The following is a 20,974-nucleotide window of genomic DNA, read 5'->3' as shown; positions in this document are numbered from 1 at the left end:
AAAAAATTCCGGGCGGGTGCGCTTATCCAGCGCCTCGCCCGTTTGTGTTCAGGCGCGTCGGGATCGAACCCGGCGCGCACCTCCCCATAGAGGATCAAAGTGGCTCGCAAGACTCCTATCGAGCGCTACCGCAACATCGGTATTAGCGCTCACATCGACGCCGGCAAGACGACGACGACCGAGCGCATTCTGTTCTACACCGGCGTGAACCACAAGATTGGTGAAGTTCACGACGGCGCCGCCACCATGGACTGGATGGAGCAGGAGCAGGAGCGTGGCATCACGATTACCTCCGCTGCTACCACGGCCTTCTGGAAGGGCATGGGCGGCAACTATCCGGAACACCGCATCAACATCATCGACACCCCGGGCCACGTCGACTTCACGATTGAAGTCGAGCGCTCGATGCGCGTGCTCGACGGCGCATGCATGGTCTACTGCGCGGTGGGTGGTGTGCAGCCGCAGTCGGAAACGGTGTGGCGCCAGGCGAACAAGTACAAGGTTCCCCGTCTCGCGTTCGTCAACAAGATGGACCGTACCGGCGCGAACTTCTTCAAGGTCTACGACCAGCTGAAGACCCGCCTGAAGGCGAATCCGGTTCCCGTCGTGGTGCCGATCGGCTCGGAAGAAACCTTCAAGGGCGTCGTCGACCTCCTGAAGATGAAGGCCATCATTTGGGACGAAGCGTCGCAAGGTACGAAGTTCGACTACGTCGACATCCCGGCCGAACTCGTTGACACGTGCAACGAGTGGCGCGAGAAGATGATCGAGTCGGCAGCCGAAGCCAGCGAAGAGCTGATGGAAAAGTACCTCGGCGGCGAAGAGCTCTCGGAAGCCGAAGTCGTCAAGGCGCTGCGCGACCGTACGATCGCGTGCGAAATCCAGCCGATGCTGTGCGGCACCGCGTTCAAGAACAAGGGCGTGCAGCGCATGCTCGACGCCGTGATCGACTTCCTGCCGTCGCCGGTGGACATTCCCCCGGTCAAGGGCGAGCTCGAAAACGGTGAAACGGCAGAGCGCCGCGCAGCCGACGACGAGAAGTTCTCGGCACTCGCGTTCAAGATCATGACCGACCCGTTCGTCGGCCAGCTGATCTTCTTCCGCGCGTACTCGGGCGTCGTCAACTCGGGCGACACGGTGCTGAACTCGACGAAGGGCAAGAAGGAACGCCTCGGTCGTATTCTGCAGATGCACGCGAACAACCGTGAAGAAATCAAGGAAGTTCGTGCAGGCGACATTGCTGCGGCTGTCGGCCTGAAGGAAGCGACCACGGGTGACACGCTGTGCGACCCGGCGAACCCGATCGTTCTGGAGCGCATGGTGTTCCCGGAGCCGGTGATTTCGCAGGCCGTCGAGCCGAAGACGAAGCCGGACCAGGAAAAGATGGGCCTCGCGCTCAACCGCCTGGCACAGGAAGATCCGTCGTTCCGCGTCCAGACGGACGAGGAATCGGGCCAGACCATTATTTCGGGCATGGGCGAGCTCCACCTCGAAATTCTGGTCGACCGTATGAAGCGCGAATTCGGCGTGGAAGCGACCGTCGGCAAGCCGCAGGTTGCCTACCGCGAAACGATTCGCGCCATCGCGAAGGACGTCGAAGGCAAGTTCGTCAAGCAGTCGGGTGGTCGCGGCCAGTACGGTCACGCGGTCATTACGCTTGAGCCGAACGAGCAGGGCAAGGGCTACGAGTTCCTGGACGAGATCAAGGGCGGTGTGATTCCGCGCGAATACATTCCGGCGGTGGACAAGGGTATTGCCGATACGCTGAAGTCGGGCGTGCTGGCGGGCTTCCCGGTCGTCGACGTGAAGGTTCACCTGACGTTCGGTTCGTACCACGACGTTGACTCGAACGAAAACGCGTTCCGCATGGCCGGTTCGATGGCGTTCAAGGAAGCGATGCGCAAGGCTCAGCCGGTCATCCTCGAACCGATGATGGCCGTCGAAGTCGAAACGCCGGAAGACTACATGGGCAACGTGATGGGCGACCTGTCGGGCCGTCGCGGTATCGTCCAGGGCATGGAAGACATGGTTGGCGGCGGCAAGATCGTTCGCGCCGAAGTGCCGCTGTCGGAAATGTTCGGCTACTCGACGTCGCTGCGCTCGCTCACGCAGGGGCGCGCCACGTACACGATGGAATTCAAGCACTACGCAGAGGCACCGCGTAACGTGGCCGACGCGATCATCAGCGCGAAGGCGAAGTAAGCATCGGCACGGAGCGAACCAGGCATGGGCCCGGTTCGCAACGAACAGTCACCGGTTCACCACTTTTTTGAAAGAAGAGAAACATGGCAAAAGGTAAATTCGAACGGACGAAGCCGCACGTGAACGTGGGCACGATCGGTCACGTTGACCACGGCAAGACCACGCTGACGGCAGCGATCACGACGGTTCTGACCAAGAAGTTCGGTGGCGAAGCCAAGGCGTACGACCAGATCGACGCGGCGCCGGAAGAAAAGGCCCGTGGTATTACCATCAACACGGCGCACGTCGAGTACGAAACGGCGAACCGCCACTACGCGCACGTTGACTGCCCGGGCCACGCCGACTATGTGAAGAACATGATCACGGGTGCCGCGCAGATGGACGGCGCGATCCTGGTGTGCTCGGCCGCCGACGGCCCGATGCCGCAGACGCGTGAGCACATCCTGCTGGCCCGCCAGGTTGGCGTGCCGTACATCATTGTGTTCCTGAACAAGTGCGACATGGTGGACGACGCGGAGCTGCTCGAGCTGGTCGAAATGGAAGTGCGCGAACTTCTGTCGAAGTACGACTTCCCGGGCGACGACACGCCGATCATCAAGGGTTCGGCGAAGCTGGCGCTGGAAGGCGACACGGGCGAGCTGGGCGAAGTGGCGATCATGAACCTGGCCGACGCGCTGGACACGTACATCCCGACGCCGGAGCGCGCGGTTGACGGTGCGTTCCTGATGCCGGTGGAAGACGTGTTCTCGATCTCGGGTCGCGGCACGGTGGTGACGGGTCGTATCGAGCGCGGCGTGGTGAAGGTTGGCGAGGAAATCGAGATTGTCGGTATCAAGCCGACGGTGAAGACGACCTGCACGGGCGTGGAAATGTTCCGCAAGCTGCTCGACCAGGGTCAGGCGGGCGACAACGTGGGTATCCTGCTGCGCGGCACGAAGCGTGAAGACGTGGAGCGTGGCCAGGTGCTGGCGAAGCCGGGTTCGATCACGCCGCACACGCACTTCACGGCCGAAGTGTACGTGCTGAGCAAGGACGAAGGCGGCCGTCACACGCCGTTCTTCAACAACTACCGTCCGCAGTTCTACTTCCGTACGACGGACGTGACGGGCTCGATCGAGCTGCCGAAGGACAAGGAAATGGTGATGCCGGGCGACAACGTGTCGATCACGGTGAAGCTGATTGCGCCGATCGCGATGGAAGAAGGTCTGCGCTTCGCGATCCGCGAAGGTGGCCGTACCGTCGGCGCAGGTGTCGTCGCCAAGGTTATCGAGTAAAATTGATAGCTTGCTGTAGAAGTTGATGTACCCGGGATCGGGGCGCGGCTCTCCGTCGCACCCCGATCCTTCGCTCTTTATCTAGTCTGGCGGAGCAAGTCCGCCTCGCTCTTTTCAAGGAATTGTCATGCAGAACCAGAAAATCCGTATTCGCCTGAAGGCTTTCGACTATCGCCTGATCGACCAGTCGGCTGCCGAGATCGTCGACACGGCGAAGCGGACGGGTGCAATCGTTCGTGGCCCGGTGCCGCTGCCGACGCGCATCCAGCGTTTCGACATCCTGCGTTCGCCGCACGTCAACAAGACGTCGCGCGATCAGCTCGAAATCCGCACCCACCTGCGCCTGATGGACATCGTCGACCCGACGGACAAGACCGTCGACGCACTGATGAAGCTGGACCTGCCGGCTGGTGTGGACGTCGAAATCAAGCTGCAGTAAGGCCTCTGAACGCTGCCTGGATTGCCGGTCAGCGGGTCTTCCCTCTGTAAGTCTTTGATTGCTTGCGGAAAACGAGAAAGGACGTTATACTTGACGTCTTTTCGCGCATTTGCGCAAAAAATCGGTGCGTCCCATTGGGGTTGTCTTGTCAAAAGCGCCCTGAAAAAGCACCGGTACTTTGTAAATTAGCCCCGACCAATCGCAGTCGGGAATGGAGAAAACGATGAGCCTTGGACTCGTAGGTCGCAAGGTTGGCATGACCCGTATCTTCACGGCCGATGGGGACTCGATTCCCGTTACCGTGCTGGACGTGTCCGACAACCGCGTGACGCAGATCAAGACTGTTGAAACCGACGGCTACACGGCCGTTCAGGTTGCGTTCGGTACGCGTCGTGCATCGCGCGTGACGAAGCCGCTCGCAGGTCATCTTGCCAAAGCTGGCGTTCAAGCCGGTGAAATCCTCAAGGAATTCCAGATCGACGCCGCCAAGGCTGCCGAACTGTCGAATGGCGCGGTGATCGGTGTGGATCTCTTCTCGGAAGGCCAGAAGGTCGACGTGCAAGGCACCTCGATCGGTAAGGGCTACGCCGGTACCATCAAGCGTTACAACTTCGCATCCGGCCGTGCTTCGCACGGTAACTCGCGCTCGCACAACGTGCCGGGTTCGATCGGTATGGCGCAGGATCCGGGCCGCGTGTTCCCGGGCAAGCGCATGACCGGTCACATGGGTGACGAAACCGTGACGGTGCAAAACCTCGAAATCGCACGTATCGACGCAGAGCGCAAGCTGCTGCTCGTGAAGGGTGCTGTTCCGGGCGCGAAGGGCGGTAAGGTTTTCGTGACGCCGGCGGTCAAGGCTCGCGTGAAGAAAGGAGCGGAATAATGGAACTGAAGCTCCTGAACGCCAATGGTCAGGAAGGTGCTGCCGTTAACGCGTCGGATGTCGTGTTCGGCCGTGACTATAACGAAGCCCTGATTCACCAGATCGTCGTCGCCTATCAGGCGAACGCACGTAGCGGCAACCGCGCGCAGAAGGATCGCGAGCAGGTCAAGCACACCACCAAGAAGCCGTGGCGCCAGAAGGGTACGGGCCGTGCTCGTGCCGGTATGTCGTCGAGCCCGCTGTGGCGCGGCGGTGGTCGCATTTTCCCGAACTCGCCGGAAGAAAACTTCTCGCACAAGGTCAACAAGAAGATGCATCGCGCAGGTCTCTGCTCGATCTTCTCGCAGTTGGCCCGCGAAGGCCGCATCTCGGTCGTCGAAGAGCTGTCGCTCGAAGCGCCGAAGACGAAGCTGCTGGCCGACAAGTTCAAGGCCATGGGTCTCGAGTCCGTGCTGGTCATCACCGACACGGTTGACGAGAACCTGTATCTCGCGTCGCGCAACCTGCCCCACGTGGCAGTCGTTGAGCCGCGTTTCGCCGACCCGCTCTCGCTGATCTACTTCAAGAAGATTCTGATCACGAAGGCTGCGGTCGCCCAGATCGAGGAGTTGCTGTCATGAGCGAGATTCGCAAGAACGATCATCGTTTGATGCAGGTCCTGCTCGCGCCGGTGATCTCCGAAAAGGCGACGCTGGTGGCGGACAAGAACGAACAAGTTGTGTTCGAAGTCGCGCCGGACGCGACCAAGCAGGAAGTCAAGGCTGCTGTCGAGCTGCTGTTCAAGGTGGAAGTCGATTCCGTCAACGTGCTGGTCCAGAAGGGCAAAAACAAGCGTTTTGGCCGCTTCGTTGGCAAGCGCAAGGACGTGAAGAAGGCGTACGTCTGCCTGAAGCCCGGCCAGGAAATCAACTTTGAAGCGGAGGCCAAGTAATCATGGCAATCGTGAAAGTTAAGCCGACTTCGCCCGGTCGCCGCGCGATGGTGAAGATCGTCAACAAGGAACTGCACAAGGGCGCGCCGCATGCGGCACTGCTCGAAAAGCAGTCCTCGAAGGCGGGTCGCAACAACAATGGTCACATCACGACGCGTCACCAGGGTGGCGGTCACAAGCAGCACTACCGTGTGATCGATTTCCGTCGCAACAAGGACGGCATTCCGGCAAAGATCGAGCGTCTCGAGTACGACCCGAACCGTAGCGCGAACATCGCGCTGGTTCTGTACGCAGACGGCGAGCGCCGCTACATCATCGCTCCGAAGGGCGCGACGGTGGGTCAGGCGTTGATGTCGGGTTCGGAAGCGCCGATCCGCTCGGGCAACGCCCTGCCGATCCGCAACATCCCGGTCGGTACGACGATCCACTGCATCGAAATGCTGCCGGGCAAGGGCGCGCAAATGGCGCGTTCGGCGGGTACGTCGGCGATGCTGCTGGCCCGTGAAGGCGTCTACGCGCAGGTTCGTCTGCGTTCGGGCGAAATCCGCCGCGTGCACGTCGAGTGCCGCGCGACGATCGGTGAAGTCGGCAACGAAGAGCACAGCCTCCGTCAGATCGGTAAGGCTGGCGCGAACCGCTGGCGCGGTATCCGCCCGACGGTCCGTGGCGTTGCAATGAACCCGGTCGATCACCCGCACGGTGGTGGTGAGGGCAAGACCGCTGCAGGTCGCGATCCGGTGAGCCCGTGGGGCACGCCGACGAAGGGCTACCGTACCCGCAGCAACAAGCGCACGACGAGCATGATCGTCCAGCGCCGTCACAAGCGTTAAGGAGTAGGCAATGGCACGTTCTATCAAGAAAGGTCCGTTCTGCGACGCCCATTTGCTGAAGAAGGTTGAGGCGGCTGCAGCTACGCGCGACAAGAAACCGATCAAGACCTGGTCGCGTCGTTCGACGATCCTGCCGGACTTCATCGGCCTGACGATCGCCGTTCACAACGGCCGTCAACACGTTCCGGTGTATGTCACGGAAAACATGGTCGGCCACAAGCTTGGCGAGTTCGCACTGACCCGTACGTTCAAGGGTCACGCGGCCGACAAGAAGGCCAAGAAATAAGGGGCAATCAAGATGGAAGTGAAGGCAATTCATCGCGGTGCCCGCATCTCGGCGCAGAAGACGCGCCTTGTGGCTGACCAGATCCGCGGTCTGCCGGTCGACAAGGCGCTGAACGTTCTGACGTTCTCGCCGAAGAAAGCGGCTGGCATCGTGAAAAAGGTTGTGCTCTCGGCGATCGCCAATGCGGAGCACAACGAGGGCGCCGACATCGACGAGCTCAAGATCAAGAGCATCTACGTCGACAAGGCTGCTTCGCTGAAGCGTTTCACCGCACGCGCAAAGGGTCGCGGTAACCGCATCGAGAAGCAATCCTGTCACATCACTGTGACGGTCGGGAATTAAGGAGCCATACGATGGGACAGAAAATTCATCCGACTGGCTTCCGTTTGGCCGTCAGCCGCAATTGGGCTTCGCGCTGGTACGCGAACAACAACAATTTCGCGGCGATGTTGAAGGAAGACATCGGTGTTCGTGAATACCTGAAGAAGAAGCTGAAGAACGCTTCGGTGGGCCGTGTTGTGATCGAGCGTCCGGCAAAGAACGCTCGCATCACGATTTACAGCTCGCGTCCGGGTGTGGTGATCGGCAAGAAGGGCGAGGACATCGAACTCCTCAAGGCCGAACTGCAAAAGCGCATGGGCGTGCCTGTGCACGTGAACATCGAAGAAATCCGCAAGCCGGAAACCGATGCGCAACTGATCGCCGACTCGATCACGCAACAGCTCGAGCGCCGCATCATGTTCCGCCGCGCGATGAAGCGTGCGATGCAGAACGCGATGCGTCTGGGCGCCCAGGGCATCAAGATCATGAGCGCCGGCCGTCTGAACGGTATCGAAATCGCGCGTACCGAGTGGTACCGCGAAGGTCGAGTGCCGCTTCACACGCTGCGCGCCGACATCGACTACGCAACCTCGGAAGCGAAGACGACGTACGGCATCATCGGCGTGAAGGTTTGGGTCTACAAGGGCGACACGCTCGGCCGCAACGACGCACCGGTGGTGGAAGAAGTCGCCGAAGAAAAGCGTCCGCGCCGCAACGCGCGCCCGGGCGATCGTCGTCCGCGCCGTGATGGCGAAGGCGCACCGGGTGCCCGTCGTGGCGCACCGCGCCGTGGCGCCGGCGGTGACGGCAAGAGTGGAGAATAACGATGCTGCAACCGAAACGCAGGAAGTATCGCAAAGAGCAGAAGGGTCGTAACACCGGTGTCGCAACCCGCGGCAATGCAGTTTCGTTCGGTGAATACGGTCTGAAGGCTATCGGTCGTGGTCGCCTGACCGCGCGTCAGATTGAAGCGGCGCGTCGTGCAATGACGCGTCACATCAAGCGTGGCGGCCGCATCTGGATCCGGATCTTCCCGGACAAGCCGATCTCGCAAAAGCCGGCGGAAGTACGTATGGGTAACGGTAAGGGTAACCCGGAGTACTACGTCGCCGAGATTCAGCCGGGCAAGATGCTGTACGAAATGGATGGTGTGTCCGAAGAACTGGCCCGTGAAGCCTTCCGTCTGGCTGCAGCCAAGCTGCCGCTGAAGACGGTCTTCATGGTTCGCCAGCTCGGCGCCTAAGGAGTGAATGATGAAGGCATCCGAACTTCACCAGAAAGACCAGGCCGCGCTCAACAAGGAGCTGTCGGACCTGCTTAAGGCGCAATTCGGCCTGCGCATGCAACTCGCGACCCAGCAGCTCACGAACACGAGCCAGCTGAAGAAGGTTCGTCGCGACATCGCACGTGTGCGGACCGTCCTGACTGAGAAGGCGAACCAGAAATGAACGAAAGCGTGAAAACCTCGCTTAAGCGGACGCTGGTCGGCAAAGTCGTCAGCAACAAGATGGACAAGACGGTCACCGTTCTGGTCGAGCGCCGCGTCAAGCACCCGATCTACGGCAAGTACGTCGTGCAGTCGAAGAAGTACCACGCGCACGACGAGTCGAACACGTACAACGAGGGTGACCTCGTGGAAATCCAGGAAACTCGTCCCGTTTCGAAGACGAAGGCCTGGACCGTGTCGAAGCTGATCGAAGCAGCACGCGTCATCTAACACGTGACGCAACACCAGCCCGGGGCCTCGGTTGATCCAACCCCGGGTTGGAGAAGTAGTTGAAATCGCTAAAGATTTCGCTTGCGAGACCAAGATTATCGAGTTATAGTCTTGGTCTTCCCTCTTTATGAGGCTTGCTGTTGGCAAAGCAGCAGGCGGATGCGGGTGGGAGAGCAAAATCCGGGCGCCAGTCCGGATCTGCAAGATTCACCGGAATGCGATGGCCGGTTTCGTTTGCCGTCGCTGCTGTTCTAACCCAAGCAGCTGAGCGGTCGTTTTAGTGGCGGCGCGGCTGACGGGACCAAGACTGACCGGATGTGCCATGGTGGCGCGACCGGATTAAGTTGGGAAAGATAAACCATGATCCAGACCGAATCTCGGCTTGAAGTAGCCGACAACACGGGTGCACGTGAAGTCATGTGCATCAAGGTGCTCGGCGGCTCGAAGCGTCGTTATGCCAGCATTGGCGACATCATCAAGGTGAGCGTCAAGGAAGCAACGCCGCGTGGGCGCGTGAAGAAAGGCGAAATCTACAACGCCGTCGTGGTTCGCACCGCGAAGGGCGTGCGCCGTCAAGACGGCTCGCTGATCAAGTTCGATGGCAACGCCGCCGTGCTTTTGAATACCAAGCTTGAGCCGATCGGCACCCGTATTTTCGGGCCGGTGACGCGTGAGCTGCGTAGCGAACGATTCATGAAGATCGTTTCGCTCGCGCCGGAAGTGCTGTAAGGAGTCGCGATGAACAAGATTCGCAAGGGTGACGAAGTCATCGTCATCACCGGCAAAGACAAGGGCAAGCGCGGCGTCGTGCTGGCTGTGGGCGAAGAGCGTGTGACCGTTGAAGGCATCAACATTGCGAAGAAGCATGTGAAGCCGAACCCCATGAAGGGTACGACGGGCGGCGTGGAAGCCAAGGCAATGCCGCTGAACATCTCGAACGTCGCGCTGGTCGACGCGAACGGCAAGCCGTCGCGTGTGGGCATCAAGGTCGAAGGGGACAAGAAGGTTCGTTTCCTGAAGACGACCGGTGCTGTCCTGAGCGCCTGACGCTGCGGAGAAAAAAATGGCACGTTTGCAAGAATTTTATAAAGAGAAGGTCGTTCCCGGCCTGATCGAGAAGTTCGGTTACAAGTCGGTCATGGAAGTGCCGCGCATCACCAAGATCACCGTGAACATGGGTCTTGGCGAAGCCGTCGCTGACAAGAAGATCATCGAAAACGCCGTTGGCGACCTGACGAAGATCGCCGGCCAGAAGCCGGTTATCACGAAGGCTCGCAAGGCAATCGCTGGCTTCAAGATCCGTCAGGGTTACCCGATCGGTGCGATGGTCACGTTGCGTGGCCAGGCGATGTACGAATTCCTGGACCGTTTCGTGACGGTTGCGCTGCCCCGCGTGCGCGACTTCCGTGGCGTGTCGGGCAAGGCATTCGACGGTCGTGGCAACTACAACATCGGTGTGAAAGAGCAGATCATTTTCCCCGAAATCGACTACGACAAGATCGACGCGCTGCGTGGGCTGAACATCAGCATCACGACGACTGCGAAGACCGACGACGAAGCAAAGGCACTGCTCGCCAGCTTCAAGTTCCCGTTCAGAAACTGAGGTTACCGTGGCTAAACTGGCACTGATCGAACGTGAAAAGAAGCGCGCTCGTCTGGCAGCGAAATTTGCGCCGAAGCGCGCAGCGCTGAAGGCGATCATCGACGACCAAAGCAAGTCGGAAGAAGAGCGCTACGCAGCTCGCCTCGAACTGCAACAACTGCCGCGCAACTCGAACCCGACCCGCAAGCGTAATCGCTGCGCGATCACGGGTCGTCCGCGTGGTACGTTCCGCAAATTTGGTCTCGCACGTAACAAGATTCGTGAGATCGCGTTCCGTGGTGAGATCCCTGGCGTCACCAAGGCGAGCTGGTAATAGGAGAAACATAAATGAGCATGAGTGATCCTATCGCTGATATGCTGACTCGCATCCGCAATGCGCAGATGGTCGAGAAGGTTTCGGTTGCTATGCCCTCGTCGAAAGTGAAGATTGCGATTGCGCAAGTTCTGAAGGACGAAGGTTATATCGACGACTTCGCGGTGAAGACCGAAGGTGCGAAGTCGGAATTGAACATCGCGTTGAAGTACTACGCTGGCCGTCCCGTTATCGAGCGCCTCGAGCGCGTCTCGAAGCCGGGTCTGCGCGTGTACCGCGGCCGCAACGACATCCCGCAGGTCATGAATGGCCTCGGCGTTGCGATCGTGTCGACGCCCAAGGGTGTGATGACGGACCGCAAGGCTCGCGCCAATGGCGTGGGCGGCGAAGTCATCTGCTACGTCGCTTAACGCCGAAGGAGAAGAGACATGTCTCGAGTAGGTAAGAGCCCGATCGCGCTGCAAGGCGCCGAGGCGACGCTCAGCGACGAGAAGATTACCGTCAAGGGCCCGCTGGGTACGATTTCGCAGGCAGCGAACCGCCTCGTGAAGGTGGCGAACGACAACGGCACGCTGAAGTTCGAGCCGATCGACGAAAGCCGCGAAGCGAATGCGATGTCGGGCACGATGCGCGCGATCGTCGCGAACATGGTGCAAGGCGTGACGAAGGGTTTCGAGCGCAAGCTGACGCTGGTTGGCGTCGGTTACCGTGCTCAGTCGCAAGGCGACAAGCTGAACCTGTCGCTGGGTTTCTCGCACCCCGTGGTGCACCAGATGCCGGAAGGCGTCAAGGCTGAAACCCCGTCGCAAACGGAAATCGTGATCAAGGGGATCGACAAGCAGAAAGTCGGCCAAACCGCTGCCGAAGTGCGCGGTTATCGCCCGCCTGAGCCCTATAAGGGCAAGGGTGTGCGCTACGCCGACGAGGTCGTGATCCTCAAAGAAACGAAGAAGAAGTAAGGGTGCGCAATCATGGATAAGACTCAATCTCGCCTGCGCCGCGCTCGTCAGACGCGTCTCAAGATCGCTGAGCTGCAGGTCGCGCGCCTGGCCGTGCATCGCACGAACACGCACATCTATGCGCAAGTGTTCTCGCCCTGCGGCACCAAGGTGCTCGCCAGCGCGTCGACGCTCGAAGCCGAAGTGCGTGCGCAACTGGCTGACCAGTCGGGCAAGGGCGGCAACGTCGCCGCTGCCACGCTGATCGGCAAGCGTATCGCAGAAAAGGCCAAGGCCGCCGGCATCGAATCCGTCGCCTTTGACCGCTCGGGTTTCCGCTATCACGGCCGCGTCAAGGCGCTGGCTGATGCTGCGCGCGAAGCCGGGCTCAAGTTCTAAGGAAGGAATTCGTCATGGCAAAGATGCAAGCGAAAGTTCAGGCTGACGAACGCGACGACGGCCTTCGCGAAAAAATGATTTCGGTCAACCGCGTGACCAAGGTCGTGAAGGGTGGCCGGATTCTCGGCTTCGCCGCACTGACCGTGGTTGGCGACGGTGATGGCCGCGTCGGTATGGGCAAGGGCAAGGCTAAGGAAGTGCCGGTCGCTGTCCAGAAGGCGATGGAACAAGCTCGCCGCAACATGTTCAAGGTGCCCCTGAAGAACGGCACCCTGCAACACGAAGTGCACGGCAAGCACGGCGCATCGGTGGTCCTCCTCGCTCCGGCGAAGGCAGGTACCGGCGTGATCGCCGGCGGCCCGATGCGCGCCGTGTTCGACGTGATGGGCGTGCAGAACGTCGTGGCCAAGAGCCACGGTTCGACGAACCCGTACAACCTCGTTCGTGCGACGCTGGACGGCCTGCGCAAGCAGTCGACCCCGGCCGACATCGCGGCGAAGCGCGGCAAGTCCGTCGAAGACATTCTGGGCTAAGGGTGGGTACCATGTCTGAAAAAACTGTCAAGGTTCAGCTCGTCAAGAGCCTGATTGGGACCCGCGAATCGCACCGCGCCACCGTGCGCGGCCTCGGCCTGCGCCGCCTGAACTCGGTTTCCGAGCTGCAGGACACGCCGGCTGTGCGCGGCATGATCAACAAGGTCTCGTACCTCGTCAAGGTCATCGGCTAAGCGGTCGACCAGGACTCCAGGAGTTGAAAATGGAATTGAATAACCTGAAGCCGGCAGAAGGCGCGAAGCACGCAAAGCGTCGCGTCGGTCGCGGCATCGGCTCCGGCCTCGGCAAGACCGCTGGCCGCGGTCACAAGGGTCAGAAATCGCGTTCGGGCGGCTTTCACAAGGTCGGCTTCGAAGGCGGTCAGATGCCTCTGCAGCGTCGTCTGCCGAAGCGCGGCTTCACCTCGCTGACGAAGGAATTCGTCGGTGAAGTGCGTCTCGCCGACATCGAGAAGCTGCCGGTCGACGAAATCGATCTGCTGGCTCTCAAGCAGGCAGGCCTCGTGGGCGAACTGACCCGTAGCGCGAAGATCATCGCCACCGGCGAGATCAAGCGCAAGGTCGTCGTCAAGGGTCTGGGTGCGACGAAGAGCGCGCGTGCTGCGATCGAAGCAGCAGGCGGTTCTTTCGCCGAGTAATTGTGAGGGTTGCGTGCGGGTTCGCCCGCCGTCACTAGCATCTGCATCGGAGAAGCTACTTGGCTACTAGCCCGAGTCTCGCAAAAACCGGTCGCAGCGCACCGAAGTTCGGCGACCTGCGCCGGCGTGCAGTGTTCCTGCTGCTGGCGCTGGTCGTTTATCGCATCGGCGCGCACATTCCGGTTCCGGGCATTGACCCGGACCAGTTGGCGAAGCTCTTTCAGAGCCAGTCGGGCGGCATCCTTGGCATGTTCAACATGTTCTCGGGTGGTGCCTTGTCGCGGTTCACGATCTTCGCGCTGGGGGTGATGCCGTATATCTCGGCGTCGATCATCCTGCAGCTGATGGCGATTGTTTCGCCGCAGCTGGAAGCGCTGAAGAAGGAAGGGCAGGCAGGACAACGCAAGATTACGCAGTACACGCGGGTCTTCACGGTGGTGCTGGCGACGTTTCAGGCGTTCGGCATTGCGGTCGCGCTGGAAAACCAGCCCGGCCTCGTGGTGGATCCGGGCATGGTGTTCCGCCTGACGACGGTCGTGACGCTCGTGACCGGCACGATGTTCCTGATGTGGCTGGGTGAGCAGATCACGGAACGCGGCCTTGGCAACGGCATCTCGATCATCATCTTCGGCGGGATCGCGGCGGGCTTCCCGAATGCGATCAGCGGCCTCTTCTCGCTGGTGCAGACCGGCTCGATGGGTCCGTTCTCCGCCATCATCGTGGTCGCGTTGATCGCGGCTGTGACGTACCTGGTGGTGTTCATCGAACGCGGCCAGCGCAAGATCCTCGTGAACTATGCGAAGCGTCAGGTCGGCAACAAGATTTACGGCGGGCAGTCGTCCCACCTGCCGCTGAAGTTGAACATGTCGGGCGTGATTCCGCCGATCTTCGCATCGTCGATCATCCTGTTCCCGGCAACCATCCTGAACTGGTTCAGTTCGGGGTCGCGAAACAGCTGGTTCGCGGACACGTTGCACAATGTGGCCGAAGCCCTGAAGCCCGGTCAACCCGTGTACGTGTTGCTGTACGCGTTGGCGATCGTGTTCTTCTGCTTCTTCTACACCGCACTGGTGTTCAACAGCAGGGAAACGGCTGACAACCTGAAAAAGAGTGGTGCGTTCGTACCGGGCATTCGTCCTGGCGATCAAACGGCCCGTTATATCGACCGCATCCTCACGCGTCTGACGCTGGCCGGTGCGATCTATATCGTGTTCGTTTGTCTGCTGCCTGAATTTCTGGTGCTGCGCTGGAATGTGCCGTTTTATTTTGGTGGAACGTCGCTGCTGATCATTGTCGTCGTCACAATGGACTTCATGGCGCAGGTGCAGTCGTACGTGATGTCGCAACAATATGAGTCGTTGCTCAAGAAGGCTAACTTCAAGGGCGGCGGCGTCCCGATGCGTTAAAAGGACCTATGGCCAAAGACGATGTAATCCAGATGCAGGGTGAGGTTATCGAAAACCTCCCCAACGCTACCTTCCGGGTGAAGCTGGAGAACGGCCATGTCGTGCTGGGACATATTTCCGGAAAGATGCGGATGCACTACATCCGCATTCTCCCGGGCGACAAGGTGACGGTTGAGTTGACGCCTTACGATCTGTCGCGTGCGCGGATCGTGTTCCGGGCGAAGTGATTTAGAAAAAGGGTAATATCATGAAAGTGATGGCATCGGTAAAGCGCATGTGCCGCAACTGCAAAATCATCAAGCGCAACGGCGTCGTTCGCGTGATCTGCAGCACGGACCCGCGCCACAAGCAGCGTCAAGGCTGATTAGCGCGCTTGCGCTTTTTGTTTGAGGAAAAACAATGGCTCGTATCGCAGGGGTTAACATCCCGAACCACCAGCACACTGAAATTGGCCTGACGGCGATCTTCGGTGTTGGCCGCACGCGCTCGCGCAACATTTGCGTTGCCGCTGGTGTCCCGTTTGACAAGAAGGTCAAGGACCTGAACGACGCGGATCTTGAAAAGCTGCGTGAGGAAGTGGGCAAGTTTGTCGTCGAAGGCGATCTGCGCCGTGAAGTGACGATGAACATCAAGCGCCTGATGGACCTCGGCTGCTACCGCGGCGTGCGCCATCGCAAGGGCCTGCCCCTGCGTGGCCAGCGTACGCGTACCAATGCGCGCACGCGCAAGGGTCCGCGCCGCGCAGCACAGTCGCTGAAGAAGTAAGCGGAACTGACAGTTACAGGAAAACGTAATGGCTAAGGCTTCGAACAACACCGCGGCGCAACGCGTTCGCAAGAAGGTTAAGAAGAACGTCGCCGAGGGCGTGGTTCACGTTCACGCGTCGTTCAACAACACCATCATCACGATCACCGACCGCCAGGGCAACGCGCTTGCCTGGGCAACCTCGGGCGGTCAGGGCTTCAAGGGTTCGCGCAAGTCGACCCCGTTCGCAGCTCAGGTCGCAGCCGAGTCGGCTGGCCGCGTGGCGATGGAATACGGCGTGAAGAACCTCGAAGTGCGTATCAAGGGCCCCGGTCCTGGCCGCGAATCGGCGGTGCGCGCGCTGCATGGTCTTGGCATCAAGATCACCGCGATCTCCGACGTGACGCCGGTTCCGCACAACGGCTGCCGTCCGCCGAAGCGCCGCCGCATCTAAGGTGTCGCTTTTGCCGTGTGCCTGTGCCGCCGGTAACGGCGCCCGCAGGCTCTCGGCGTTATTGAATTGACTAAGCCCACCGTTCGGTTCAAAGAGCCGGACTAGCGCGAAACCGGCAGGTTTTGCGTGATTAATTATCGAAGGAAAGCAACGTGGCACGTTATATCGGCCCGAAGGCCAAGCTGTCCCGCCGTGAAGGCACCGACCTCTTCCTGAAGAGCGCGCGCCGCTCGCTCGCCGACAAGTGCAAGCTCGACAGCAAGCCGGGTCAGCACGGCCGCACTTCGGGCGCCCGCACGTCGGATTACGGCACCCAGCTGCGCGAGAAGCAGAAGGTCAAGCGCATCTATGGCGTGCTCGAGCGCCAGTTCCGCCGCTACTTCGCGGAAGCGGACCGTCGCAAGGGCAACACCGGCGAAAACCTGCTGCAACTGCTCGAATCGCGTCTCGACAACGTCGTGTACCGCATGGGCTTCGCTTCGACCCGCGCTGAAGCGCGTCAGCTCGTGAGCCACAAGGCTCTCACGCTGAACGGCGTCGTTGCGAACATCCCGTCGATGCAAGTGAAGGCTGGCGACGTCGTTGCCATCCGCGAAAAGGCCAGGAAGCAGGCTCGTATCGTTGAAGCCCTGTCGCTGGCTGAGCAAGGCGGCATGGCGAGCTGGGTCGCTGTCGATGCGAAGAAGTTCGAAGGCACCTTCAAGGGCATGCCGGAGCGCAGCGACATCGCTGGCGACATCAACGAAAGCCTGATCGTCGAATTGTATTCGCGTTAATCGGATTGACGGCCGGGGTCACCTCTGTGCTTCGCGCAGGAGGCTGCCTCGGCTGTTTTTTTCAGGTTGTTGCCATCTCAGCCTTATCGGTGTAACGAGCCGAGGGTATTGAAAAGGAAAACCTATGCAAACCAGTTTGTTGAAACCCAAGATCATCGCTGTGGAATCGCTCGGCGACAACCATGCGAAAGTGGTCATGGAGCCGTTTGAACGCGGTTATGGCCACACCTTGGGTAACGCGCTTCGGCGCGTGCTGCTGTCGTCGATGATCGGCTATGCGCCGACCGAGGTGACGATCGCAGGCGTCGTGCATGAGTATTCGACGCTCGACGGTGTGCAAGAGGACGTGGTCAACCTGCTGTTGAACCTGAAGGGCGTGGTGTTCAAGCTGCATAACCGTGACGAAGTGACGGTTACGCTGCGCAAGGAAGCCGAAGGCGTCGTGACGGCGGGCGACATCGAACTGTCGCACGACTGCGAAGTCATCAATCCCGACCACGTGATCGCGCATCTGACGAAGGGCGGCAAGCTCGACGTGCAGATCAAGGTCGAAAAGGGCCGCGGCTATGTGCCGGGCAACGTGCGCCGCTACGGCGACGAGTCGGCCAAGATTATCGGCCGCATCGTGCTGGACGCTTCGTTCTCGCCGGTTCGCCGCGTGAGCTACGCCGTGGAAAGCGCGCGTGTCGAACAGCGTACCGACCTCGACAAGCTCGTGATGAACATCGAAACCAATGGCGTGATCTCGCCCGAGGAAGCGATCCGCCAGTCGGCCCGCATCCTCGTGGATCAGCTGTCGGTGTTCGCAGCGCTGGAAGGCACGGAAACGGCGGCGGAAGCCCCGTCGCGCGCACCGCAGATCGACCCGATCCTGCTGCGTCCGGTGGACGATCTCGAACTCACGGTTCGCTCGGCGAACTGCCTGAAGGCCGAGAACATCTACTACATCGGCGACCTGATCCAGCGTACCGAGAACGAGCTGCTCAAGACCCCGAACCTGGGTCGCAAGTCGCTCAACGAGATCAAGGAAGTGCTCGCTTCGCGCGGTCTCACGCTCGGCATGAAGCTCGAAAACTGGCCGCCGGCTGGTCTGGACAAGTAAGCAAGTCTGGCACGGACGCGGATTTTCCTTTAAAATCCGCGTCTTGCTTTTTTCACGTACCGGCCCGTGCTTTGGTTGTGGGGTGTCAAACCCGCTGAGGCGATAGAAGAGCTGGACCAAAACTTTGTTTCAAGGAAACTGAAATGCGTCACCGTCATGGTCTGCGGAAACTGAACCGCACGAGCAGCCACCGTCTGGCAATGCTCCGTAACATGTCCAACTCGCTCATCGAGCACGAAGTCATCAAGACCACGCTGCCGAAGGCGAAGGAACTCCGTAAGGTTGTCGAGCCCCTCATCACGCTCGGCAAGAAGCCGTCGCTGGCAAACCGCCGTCTGGCGTTCAATCGCCTGCGCGATCGTGACTCGGTCACGAAGCTGTTCGACGTGCTCGGTCCGCGTTTCGCGAACCGTCCGGGCGGCTACCTGCGCATCCTGAAGTTCGGTTTCCGCGTCGGCGACAACGCACCGATGGCGCTCGTCGAACTGCTCGACCGTCCGGAAGTTGCGGAAGAGAACGTGCAAGAAGCGGAATAAGCTTCCTGCGGTGCTCCAGCCGTTATGAAAAAAAGCCAGGCTTGCCTGGCTTTTTTGTTTTCGGGCCAGAGGAATAAACGCGGCGCGCCGGTGTTTACCGTGTGAAGTCGCCTGGCGATGCCCGTGTTCCTGCCTTGGCGTCCCCGCCTTCGAGCAGGCTGGCCACGGCCGGAAGGCCTTGGCCGCCGGTGGTACGATAACGTCCTGTCTGAAGTTTCGCGCCGGAGTTCGCCGTGACCCTCAATGTGACCTTGATGCTGACCACGGTGCCCGACGCCGCGACTGCCGACCGGTTGGCCGCGGACGCGCTTGCGCAGCGTTTGGCGGCGTGCGTCACGCGGCTGGGCGCGGTTCATTCGCAGTATCACTGGCAAGGCCAGATCGAATCCGCCGACGAGATTCAACTGCTTTTCAAGACGAGCACGGCCCGCGCGGCCGACCTCGAACAGTTCATCCAGACCCGGCATCCCTATGACACGCCCGAGATCCTCTCCTGGCAGGTCACGGCGTCGAACGCTTACGGGCAGTGGGTCAATGCCGAAACCCAGCGTCCCATCCATGTTTAACCGCTTCGAACGGCGCCTGCGCGCCGGCTTGTCTCTTCTTCTGCTTCTTTGCTGCACGCTCTCGATGTTCGCGGCGGCGCCGCTCGCCCACGCGGACGACGATTTCCTGCCGCCTGATCAGGCGTTCGGCTTCAGCGCGGTGGAACAGCCGGGCGAAGTCGACGTGCATTTCAAGATTGCTGATGGCTACTACATGTACCGGGAGCGCTTCGCTTTCGCGACGCGCAATGGTACGGCGACATTGGGCACCGCGGATATTCCTCCGGGTCATGTCAAGTTCGATCCCACCTTCCAGAAGAACGTTGAAACCTATCGCGGCGAACTGACGATCCGCGTTCCGGTGAAGAGCGCTAGCGGCCCGTTCGATCTGGCCGTGACGTCGCAGGGCTGCGCCGATGCCGGCGTGTGCTATCCGCCGGCGGAGCATGTGTATCACGTGAGCGGGGCCGCGCTGCAGTCGGCGGGACCGGGCGCGGCGGCGAGTGTGACGGCGAGCGTGGCGACCGGAGCGGCAACAAACGCCGCGCAGAGCCCCCCCCCACCGGCATCGGACAGCGCCGGCGAGCCCTGGTACGAGCGTGCCACGAGCGCCGACTACGCGCAGTCGCTGCTGCAAGGCGGAGGCTTCTTCGCCGTGGTGGGCCTCTATTTCGTCGCAGGCATGGTGTTGAGTCTCCTGCCGTGCTCGTATCCGATGATTCCGATTCTCTCGGCGATCATCGTGGGCGAAGGGGCGCGCGTGACGCGCGCGCGCGGCTTCACGCTGTCGTTCGTCTATGTGCTTGGGATGGCGCTCGTCTACACCGTGCTCGGCATCGCGGCCGCGCTCGTCGGTCAGAGTCTCGGTGCCTGGCTGCAGAATCCCTGGGTGCTCGGCGCCTTCGCACTGCTGCTCACCGCGTTTGCGCTCACCTTGATCGCGGGCTATGACATCGCCTTGCCGCAACGCTGGCAGGACGGCGCCTCGCGTGCCTCGCAGGGCCGCTCGGGCGGCAAGTTCGCCGCCGTCGCGGTGATGGGGGCGCTCTCGGCGCTCGTCGTCGGCGCGTGCATGACCGCGCCGCTTTTCGCCGTGCTCGCGTTCATCGCGCACACCGGGAGCGCGGTCCTCGGCGGTGCCGCGCTCTTCGCGATGGGGATCGGTCTTGGTGTGCCGCTCATGATCATCGGGTTCGGCGCCGGCACGCTGTTGCCGCGCGCGGGTAGCTGGATGGACGGCGTGAAGGTGTTTTTTGGCGTCGTTTTGCTGGCTGCCGCGCTCTGGATCGTGTGGCCGGTGCTCGGCGCAGCGGCGCAGATGCTGCTTGCCGCACTGTGGCTGCTCTTTGCCGCTGCCACTTTGGGGCTCTTCTCGCCCAACGCGGGTGGCCCGAGCGTCTGGCGGCGCCTCGGCCGCGGCCTTGGAGCGGCATTTGCCATCTGGGCCGCAACGCTGCTGGTCGGTCTGGCGGCGGGCTCGACCGATCCGCTGCGCCCGCTAGCTGTGCTCGCTTTGCGCATGGATGGCGTGAGCGCGACGGCGGCCACGGCCGGGGCGTCCGCAAATACTTCTGCGGCAGACAATCTGGCGTTTGCCCCGGTCGCTTCGCCGGCACAACTCGACGCGGCGCTCGGCGCCTCGGGCAAACCGGCGATGCTCGACTTCTATGCGGACTGGTGCGTGAGCTGCAAGGAGATGGAGAAGTTCACGTTCAGCGACCCGCGCGTGCAGGCGCGGCTCAAGGAGCTCGATCTGCTACGCGCCGACGTCACTGCGAACAATGTCGGCGACCAGGCGCTGCTCAAGCGCTTTGGCCTGTTCGGACCGCCCGGCATCATCTTCTTCGACGACAAGGGCCACGAAGTGTTGCGCGTCGTGGGCTACGAGCCTGCCGACCGCTTCCTCGCGCGGCTCGATCAATTGGCTGCGCCGATGGCGTCGCCTGCACCGCAGTCCTGATCGAACCTGTCGGGCTCAAAGGAGAAGGGGGGCGCGGAGGTGTTGCAGACCCGGCGGCAGAGGTGTTGCCCCGGGGTACTGAAAATACACAACCCCCCCCCCCCCCCCCGGCCGGTGCAGAAGG

Annotated in this window: 33 protein-coding genes; all 33 read left to right on the top strand. The window is 61.0% G+C overall.

The features are described from left to right. Positions 1-99: 99 nt before the first annotated feature. Complete coding sequence (gene fusA / locus V8683_RS25180) at positions 100-2,202, top strand: elongation factor G (RefSeq protein ID WP_411188257.1); 2,103 nt, start codon at positions 100-102, stop codon at positions 2,200-2,202. A gap of 83 nt (positions 2,203-2,285) precedes the next feature. Then, positions 2,286-3,476, top strand: a complete 1,191-nt coding sequence (gene tuf, locus V8683_RS25175; protein WP_411188250.1) for an elongation factor Tu — start codon at positions 2,286-2,288, stop codon at positions 3,474-3,476. A 127-nt stretch (positions 3,477-3,603) separates the two neighbouring features. Next, positions 3,604-3,915: a 30S ribosomal protein S10 gene (rpsJ, locus tag V8683_RS25170; RefSeq protein WP_017777154.1), complete on the top strand. Its 312-nt coding sequence runs from the start codon at positions 3,604-3,606 to the stop codon at positions 3,913-3,915. A 223-nt stretch (positions 3,916-4,138) separates the two neighbouring features. Then, positions 4,139-4,798, top strand: coding sequence for a 50S ribosomal protein L3 (gene rplC, locus V8683_RS25165; RefSeq protein WP_027797282.1), 660 nt, complete (start codon positions 4,139-4,141; stop codon positions 4,796-4,798). Continuing rightward, entirely contained in the window at positions 4,798-5,418 is a 621-nt protein-coding gene (gene rplD, locus V8683_RS25160) for a 50S ribosomal protein L4 (protein WP_027797283.1), read from the top strand. The genes rplC and rplD overlap by 1 nt, the downstream gene beginning before the upstream one ends. Next, the gene (gene rplW / locus V8683_RS25155) at positions 5,415-5,729 is read left to right on the top strand and encodes a 50S ribosomal protein L23 (protein ID WP_027797284.1); all 315 of its coding nucleotides are present in this window, start codon (positions 5,415-5,417) and stop codon (positions 5,727-5,729) included. The genes rplD and rplW overlap by 4 nt, the downstream gene beginning before the upstream one ends. A 2-nt stretch (positions 5,730-5,731) precedes the next feature. Next, a complete protein-coding gene (gene rplB / locus V8683_RS25150; RefSeq protein WP_411188258.1) occupies positions 5,732-6,559 on the top strand; it encodes a 50S ribosomal protein L2 in 828 nt (275 codons plus the stop codon). Positions 6,560-6,569: 10 nt separating this feature from the next. Beyond that, complete coding sequence (rpsS, locus tag V8683_RS25145) at positions 6,570-6,845, top strand: 30S ribosomal protein S19 (RefSeq protein ID WP_027797286.1); 276 nt, start codon at positions 6,570-6,572, stop codon at positions 6,843-6,845. Positions 6,846-6,857: 12 nt separating this feature from the next. Beyond that, the gene (gene rplV / locus V8683_RS25140) at positions 6,858-7,187 is read left to right on the top strand and encodes a 50S ribosomal protein L22 (protein ID WP_004199272.1); all 330 of its coding nucleotides are present in this window, start codon (positions 6,858-6,860) and stop codon (positions 7,185-7,187) included. An 11-nt stretch (positions 7,188-7,198) separates the two neighbouring features. After that, entirely contained in the window at positions 7,199-7,990 is a 792-nt protein-coding gene (rpsC, locus tag V8683_RS25135; RefSeq protein ID WP_027797287.1) for a 30S ribosomal protein S3, read from the top strand. Between the two features lie 2 nt (positions 7,991-7,992). Next, positions 7,993-8,409, top strand: a complete 417-nt coding sequence (rplP, locus tag V8683_RS25130) for a 50S ribosomal protein L16 (RefSeq protein WP_027797288.1) — start codon at positions 7,993-7,995, stop codon at positions 8,407-8,409. 10 nt (positions 8,410-8,419) lie between these two features. After that, positions 8,420-8,614: a 50S ribosomal protein L29 gene (rpmC, locus tag V8683_RS25125; RefSeq protein ID WP_007180130.1), complete on the top strand. Its 195-nt coding sequence runs from the start codon at positions 8,420-8,422 to the stop codon at positions 8,612-8,614. Next, positions 8,611-8,883 carry a 30S ribosomal protein S17 gene (rpsQ, locus tag V8683_RS25120; protein WP_028213346.1) on the top strand — a complete coding sequence of 91 codons (273 nt, stop codon included), beginning with the start codon at positions 8,611-8,613 and terminating at the stop codon, positions 8,881-8,883. Before rpmC ends, rpsQ begins: the two co-directional genes overlap by 4 nt. A 360-nt stretch (positions 8,884-9,243) precedes the next feature. Continuing rightward, entirely contained in the window at positions 9,244-9,612 is a 369-nt protein-coding gene (gene rplN, locus V8683_RS25115) for a 50S ribosomal protein L14 (protein ID WP_027797290.1), read from the top strand. 9 nt (positions 9,613-9,621) lie between these two features. Then, entirely contained in the window at positions 9,622-9,930 is a 309-nt protein-coding gene (rplX, locus tag V8683_RS25110) for a 50S ribosomal protein L24 (protein WP_411188259.1), read from the top strand. A 16-nt stretch (positions 9,931-9,946) separates the two neighbouring features. Further along, complete coding sequence (rplE, locus tag V8683_RS25105; RefSeq protein WP_411188260.1) at positions 9,947-10,486, top strand: 50S ribosomal protein L5; 540 nt, start codon at positions 9,947-9,949, stop codon at positions 10,484-10,486. A 7-nt stretch (positions 10,487-10,493) separates the two neighbouring features. Next, the gene (rpsN, locus tag V8683_RS25100) at positions 10,494-10,799 is read left to right on the top strand and encodes a 30S ribosomal protein S14 (RefSeq protein WP_028228152.1); all 306 of its coding nucleotides are present in this window, start codon (positions 10,494-10,496) and stop codon (positions 10,797-10,799) included. A 14-nt stretch (positions 10,800-10,813) separates the two neighbouring features. Then, the gene (gene rpsH / locus V8683_RS25095) at positions 10,814-11,209 is read left to right on the top strand and encodes a 30S ribosomal protein S8 (protein ID WP_411188261.1); all 396 of its coding nucleotides are present in this window, start codon (positions 10,814-10,816) and stop codon (positions 11,207-11,209) included. Between the two features lie 18 nt (positions 11,210-11,227). Next, entirely contained in the window at positions 11,228-11,758 is a 531-nt protein-coding gene (gene rplF, locus V8683_RS25090) for a 50S ribosomal protein L6 (RefSeq protein WP_411188262.1), read from the top strand. A 12-nt stretch (positions 11,759-11,770) separates the two neighbouring features. Continuing rightward, positions 11,771-12,136, top strand: coding sequence for a 50S ribosomal protein L18 (gene rplR, locus V8683_RS25085; RefSeq protein ID WP_042269746.1), 366 nt, complete (start codon positions 11,771-11,773; stop codon positions 12,134-12,136). A 14-nt stretch (positions 12,137-12,150) separates the two neighbouring features. Further along, complete coding sequence (gene rpsE / locus V8683_RS25080; RefSeq protein ID WP_027797297.1) at positions 12,151-12,669, top strand: 30S ribosomal protein S5; 519 nt, start codon at positions 12,151-12,153, stop codon at positions 12,667-12,669. An 11-nt stretch (positions 12,670-12,680) separates the two neighbouring features. Next, on the top strand, positions 12,681-12,863 hold the full coding sequence (gene rpmD, locus V8683_RS25075) for a 50S ribosomal protein L30 (protein ID WP_004202755.1): 183 nt from the start codon (positions 12,681-12,683) through the stop codon (positions 12,861-12,863). A gap of 29 nt (positions 12,864-12,892) precedes the next feature. Beyond that, positions 12,893-13,327 (top strand): 50S ribosomal protein L15, encoded by a 435-nt coding sequence (gene rplO / locus V8683_RS25070; RefSeq protein ID WP_411188263.1) that lies wholly within the window; start codon positions 12,893-12,895, stop codon positions 13,325-13,327. Positions 13,328-13,386: 59 nt separating this feature from the next. Continuing rightward, positions 13,387-14,733 (top strand): preprotein translocase subunit SecY, encoded by a 1,347-nt coding sequence (gene secY / locus V8683_RS25065; protein ID WP_411188264.1) that lies wholly within the window; start codon positions 13,387-13,389, stop codon positions 14,731-14,733. 8 nt (positions 14,734-14,741) lie between these two features. Continuing rightward, complete coding sequence (gene infA, locus V8683_RS25060) at positions 14,742-14,960, top strand: translation initiation factor IF-1 (protein ID WP_004521905.1); 219 nt, start codon at positions 14,742-14,744, stop codon at positions 14,958-14,960. Positions 14,961-14,980: 20 nt separating this feature from the next. Next, on the top strand, positions 14,981-15,097 hold the full coding sequence (gene rpmJ, locus V8683_RS25055; protein WP_027797300.1) for a 50S ribosomal protein L36: 117 nt from the start codon (positions 14,981-14,983) through the stop codon (positions 15,095-15,097). A gap of 35 nt (positions 15,098-15,132) precedes the next feature. Then, positions 15,133-15,498 (top strand): 30S ribosomal protein S13, encoded by a 366-nt coding sequence (gene rpsM / locus V8683_RS25050; protein ID WP_027797301.1) that lies wholly within the window; start codon positions 15,133-15,135, stop codon positions 15,496-15,498. Between the two features lie 28 nt (positions 15,499-15,526). Next, positions 15,527-15,931: a 30S ribosomal protein S11 gene (rpsK, locus tag V8683_RS25045; protein ID WP_017777173.1), complete on the top strand. Its 405-nt coding sequence runs from the start codon at positions 15,527-15,529 to the stop codon at positions 15,929-15,931. Between the two features lie 152 nt (positions 15,932-16,083). Continuing rightward, on the top strand, positions 16,084-16,707 hold the full coding sequence (gene rpsD / locus V8683_RS25040) for a 30S ribosomal protein S4 (RefSeq protein ID WP_411188265.1): 624 nt from the start codon (positions 16,084-16,086) through the stop codon (positions 16,705-16,707). Between the two features lie 124 nt (positions 16,708-16,831). Continuing rightward, positions 16,832-17,809: a DNA-directed RNA polymerase subunit alpha gene (locus V8683_RS25035; RefSeq protein ID WP_411188266.1), complete on the top strand. Its 978-nt coding sequence runs from the start codon at positions 16,832-16,834 to the stop codon at positions 17,807-17,809. A 143-nt stretch (positions 17,810-17,952) separates the two neighbouring features. Beyond that, positions 17,953-18,345, top strand: a complete 393-nt coding sequence (gene rplQ / locus V8683_RS25030; RefSeq protein ID WP_027797304.1) for a 50S ribosomal protein L17 — start codon at positions 17,953-17,955, stop codon at positions 18,343-18,345. Between the two features lie 254 nt (positions 18,346-18,599). Beyond that, positions 18,600-18,911 carry a divalent-cation tolerance protein CutA gene (gene cutA, locus V8683_RS25025; protein ID WP_411190479.1) on the top strand — a complete coding sequence of 104 codons (312 nt, stop codon included), beginning with the start codon at positions 18,600-18,602 and terminating at the stop codon, positions 18,909-18,911. Continuing rightward, positions 18,904-20,850: a protein-disulfide reductase DsbD gene (gene dsbD / locus V8683_RS25020; RefSeq protein ID WP_411188267.1), complete on the top strand. Its 1,947-nt coding sequence runs from the start codon at positions 18,904-18,906 to the stop codon at positions 20,848-20,850. Before cutA ends, dsbD begins: the two co-directional genes overlap by 8 nt. The last annotated feature ends 124 nt before the right edge of the window (positions 20,851-20,974 follow it).

The organism is Paraburkholderia sp. AV2 (genome assembly GCF_054968425.1).
Note: the sequence above shows the minus strand (reverse complement) of the source record. Positions and strands in the feature narration are given on the sequence as shown.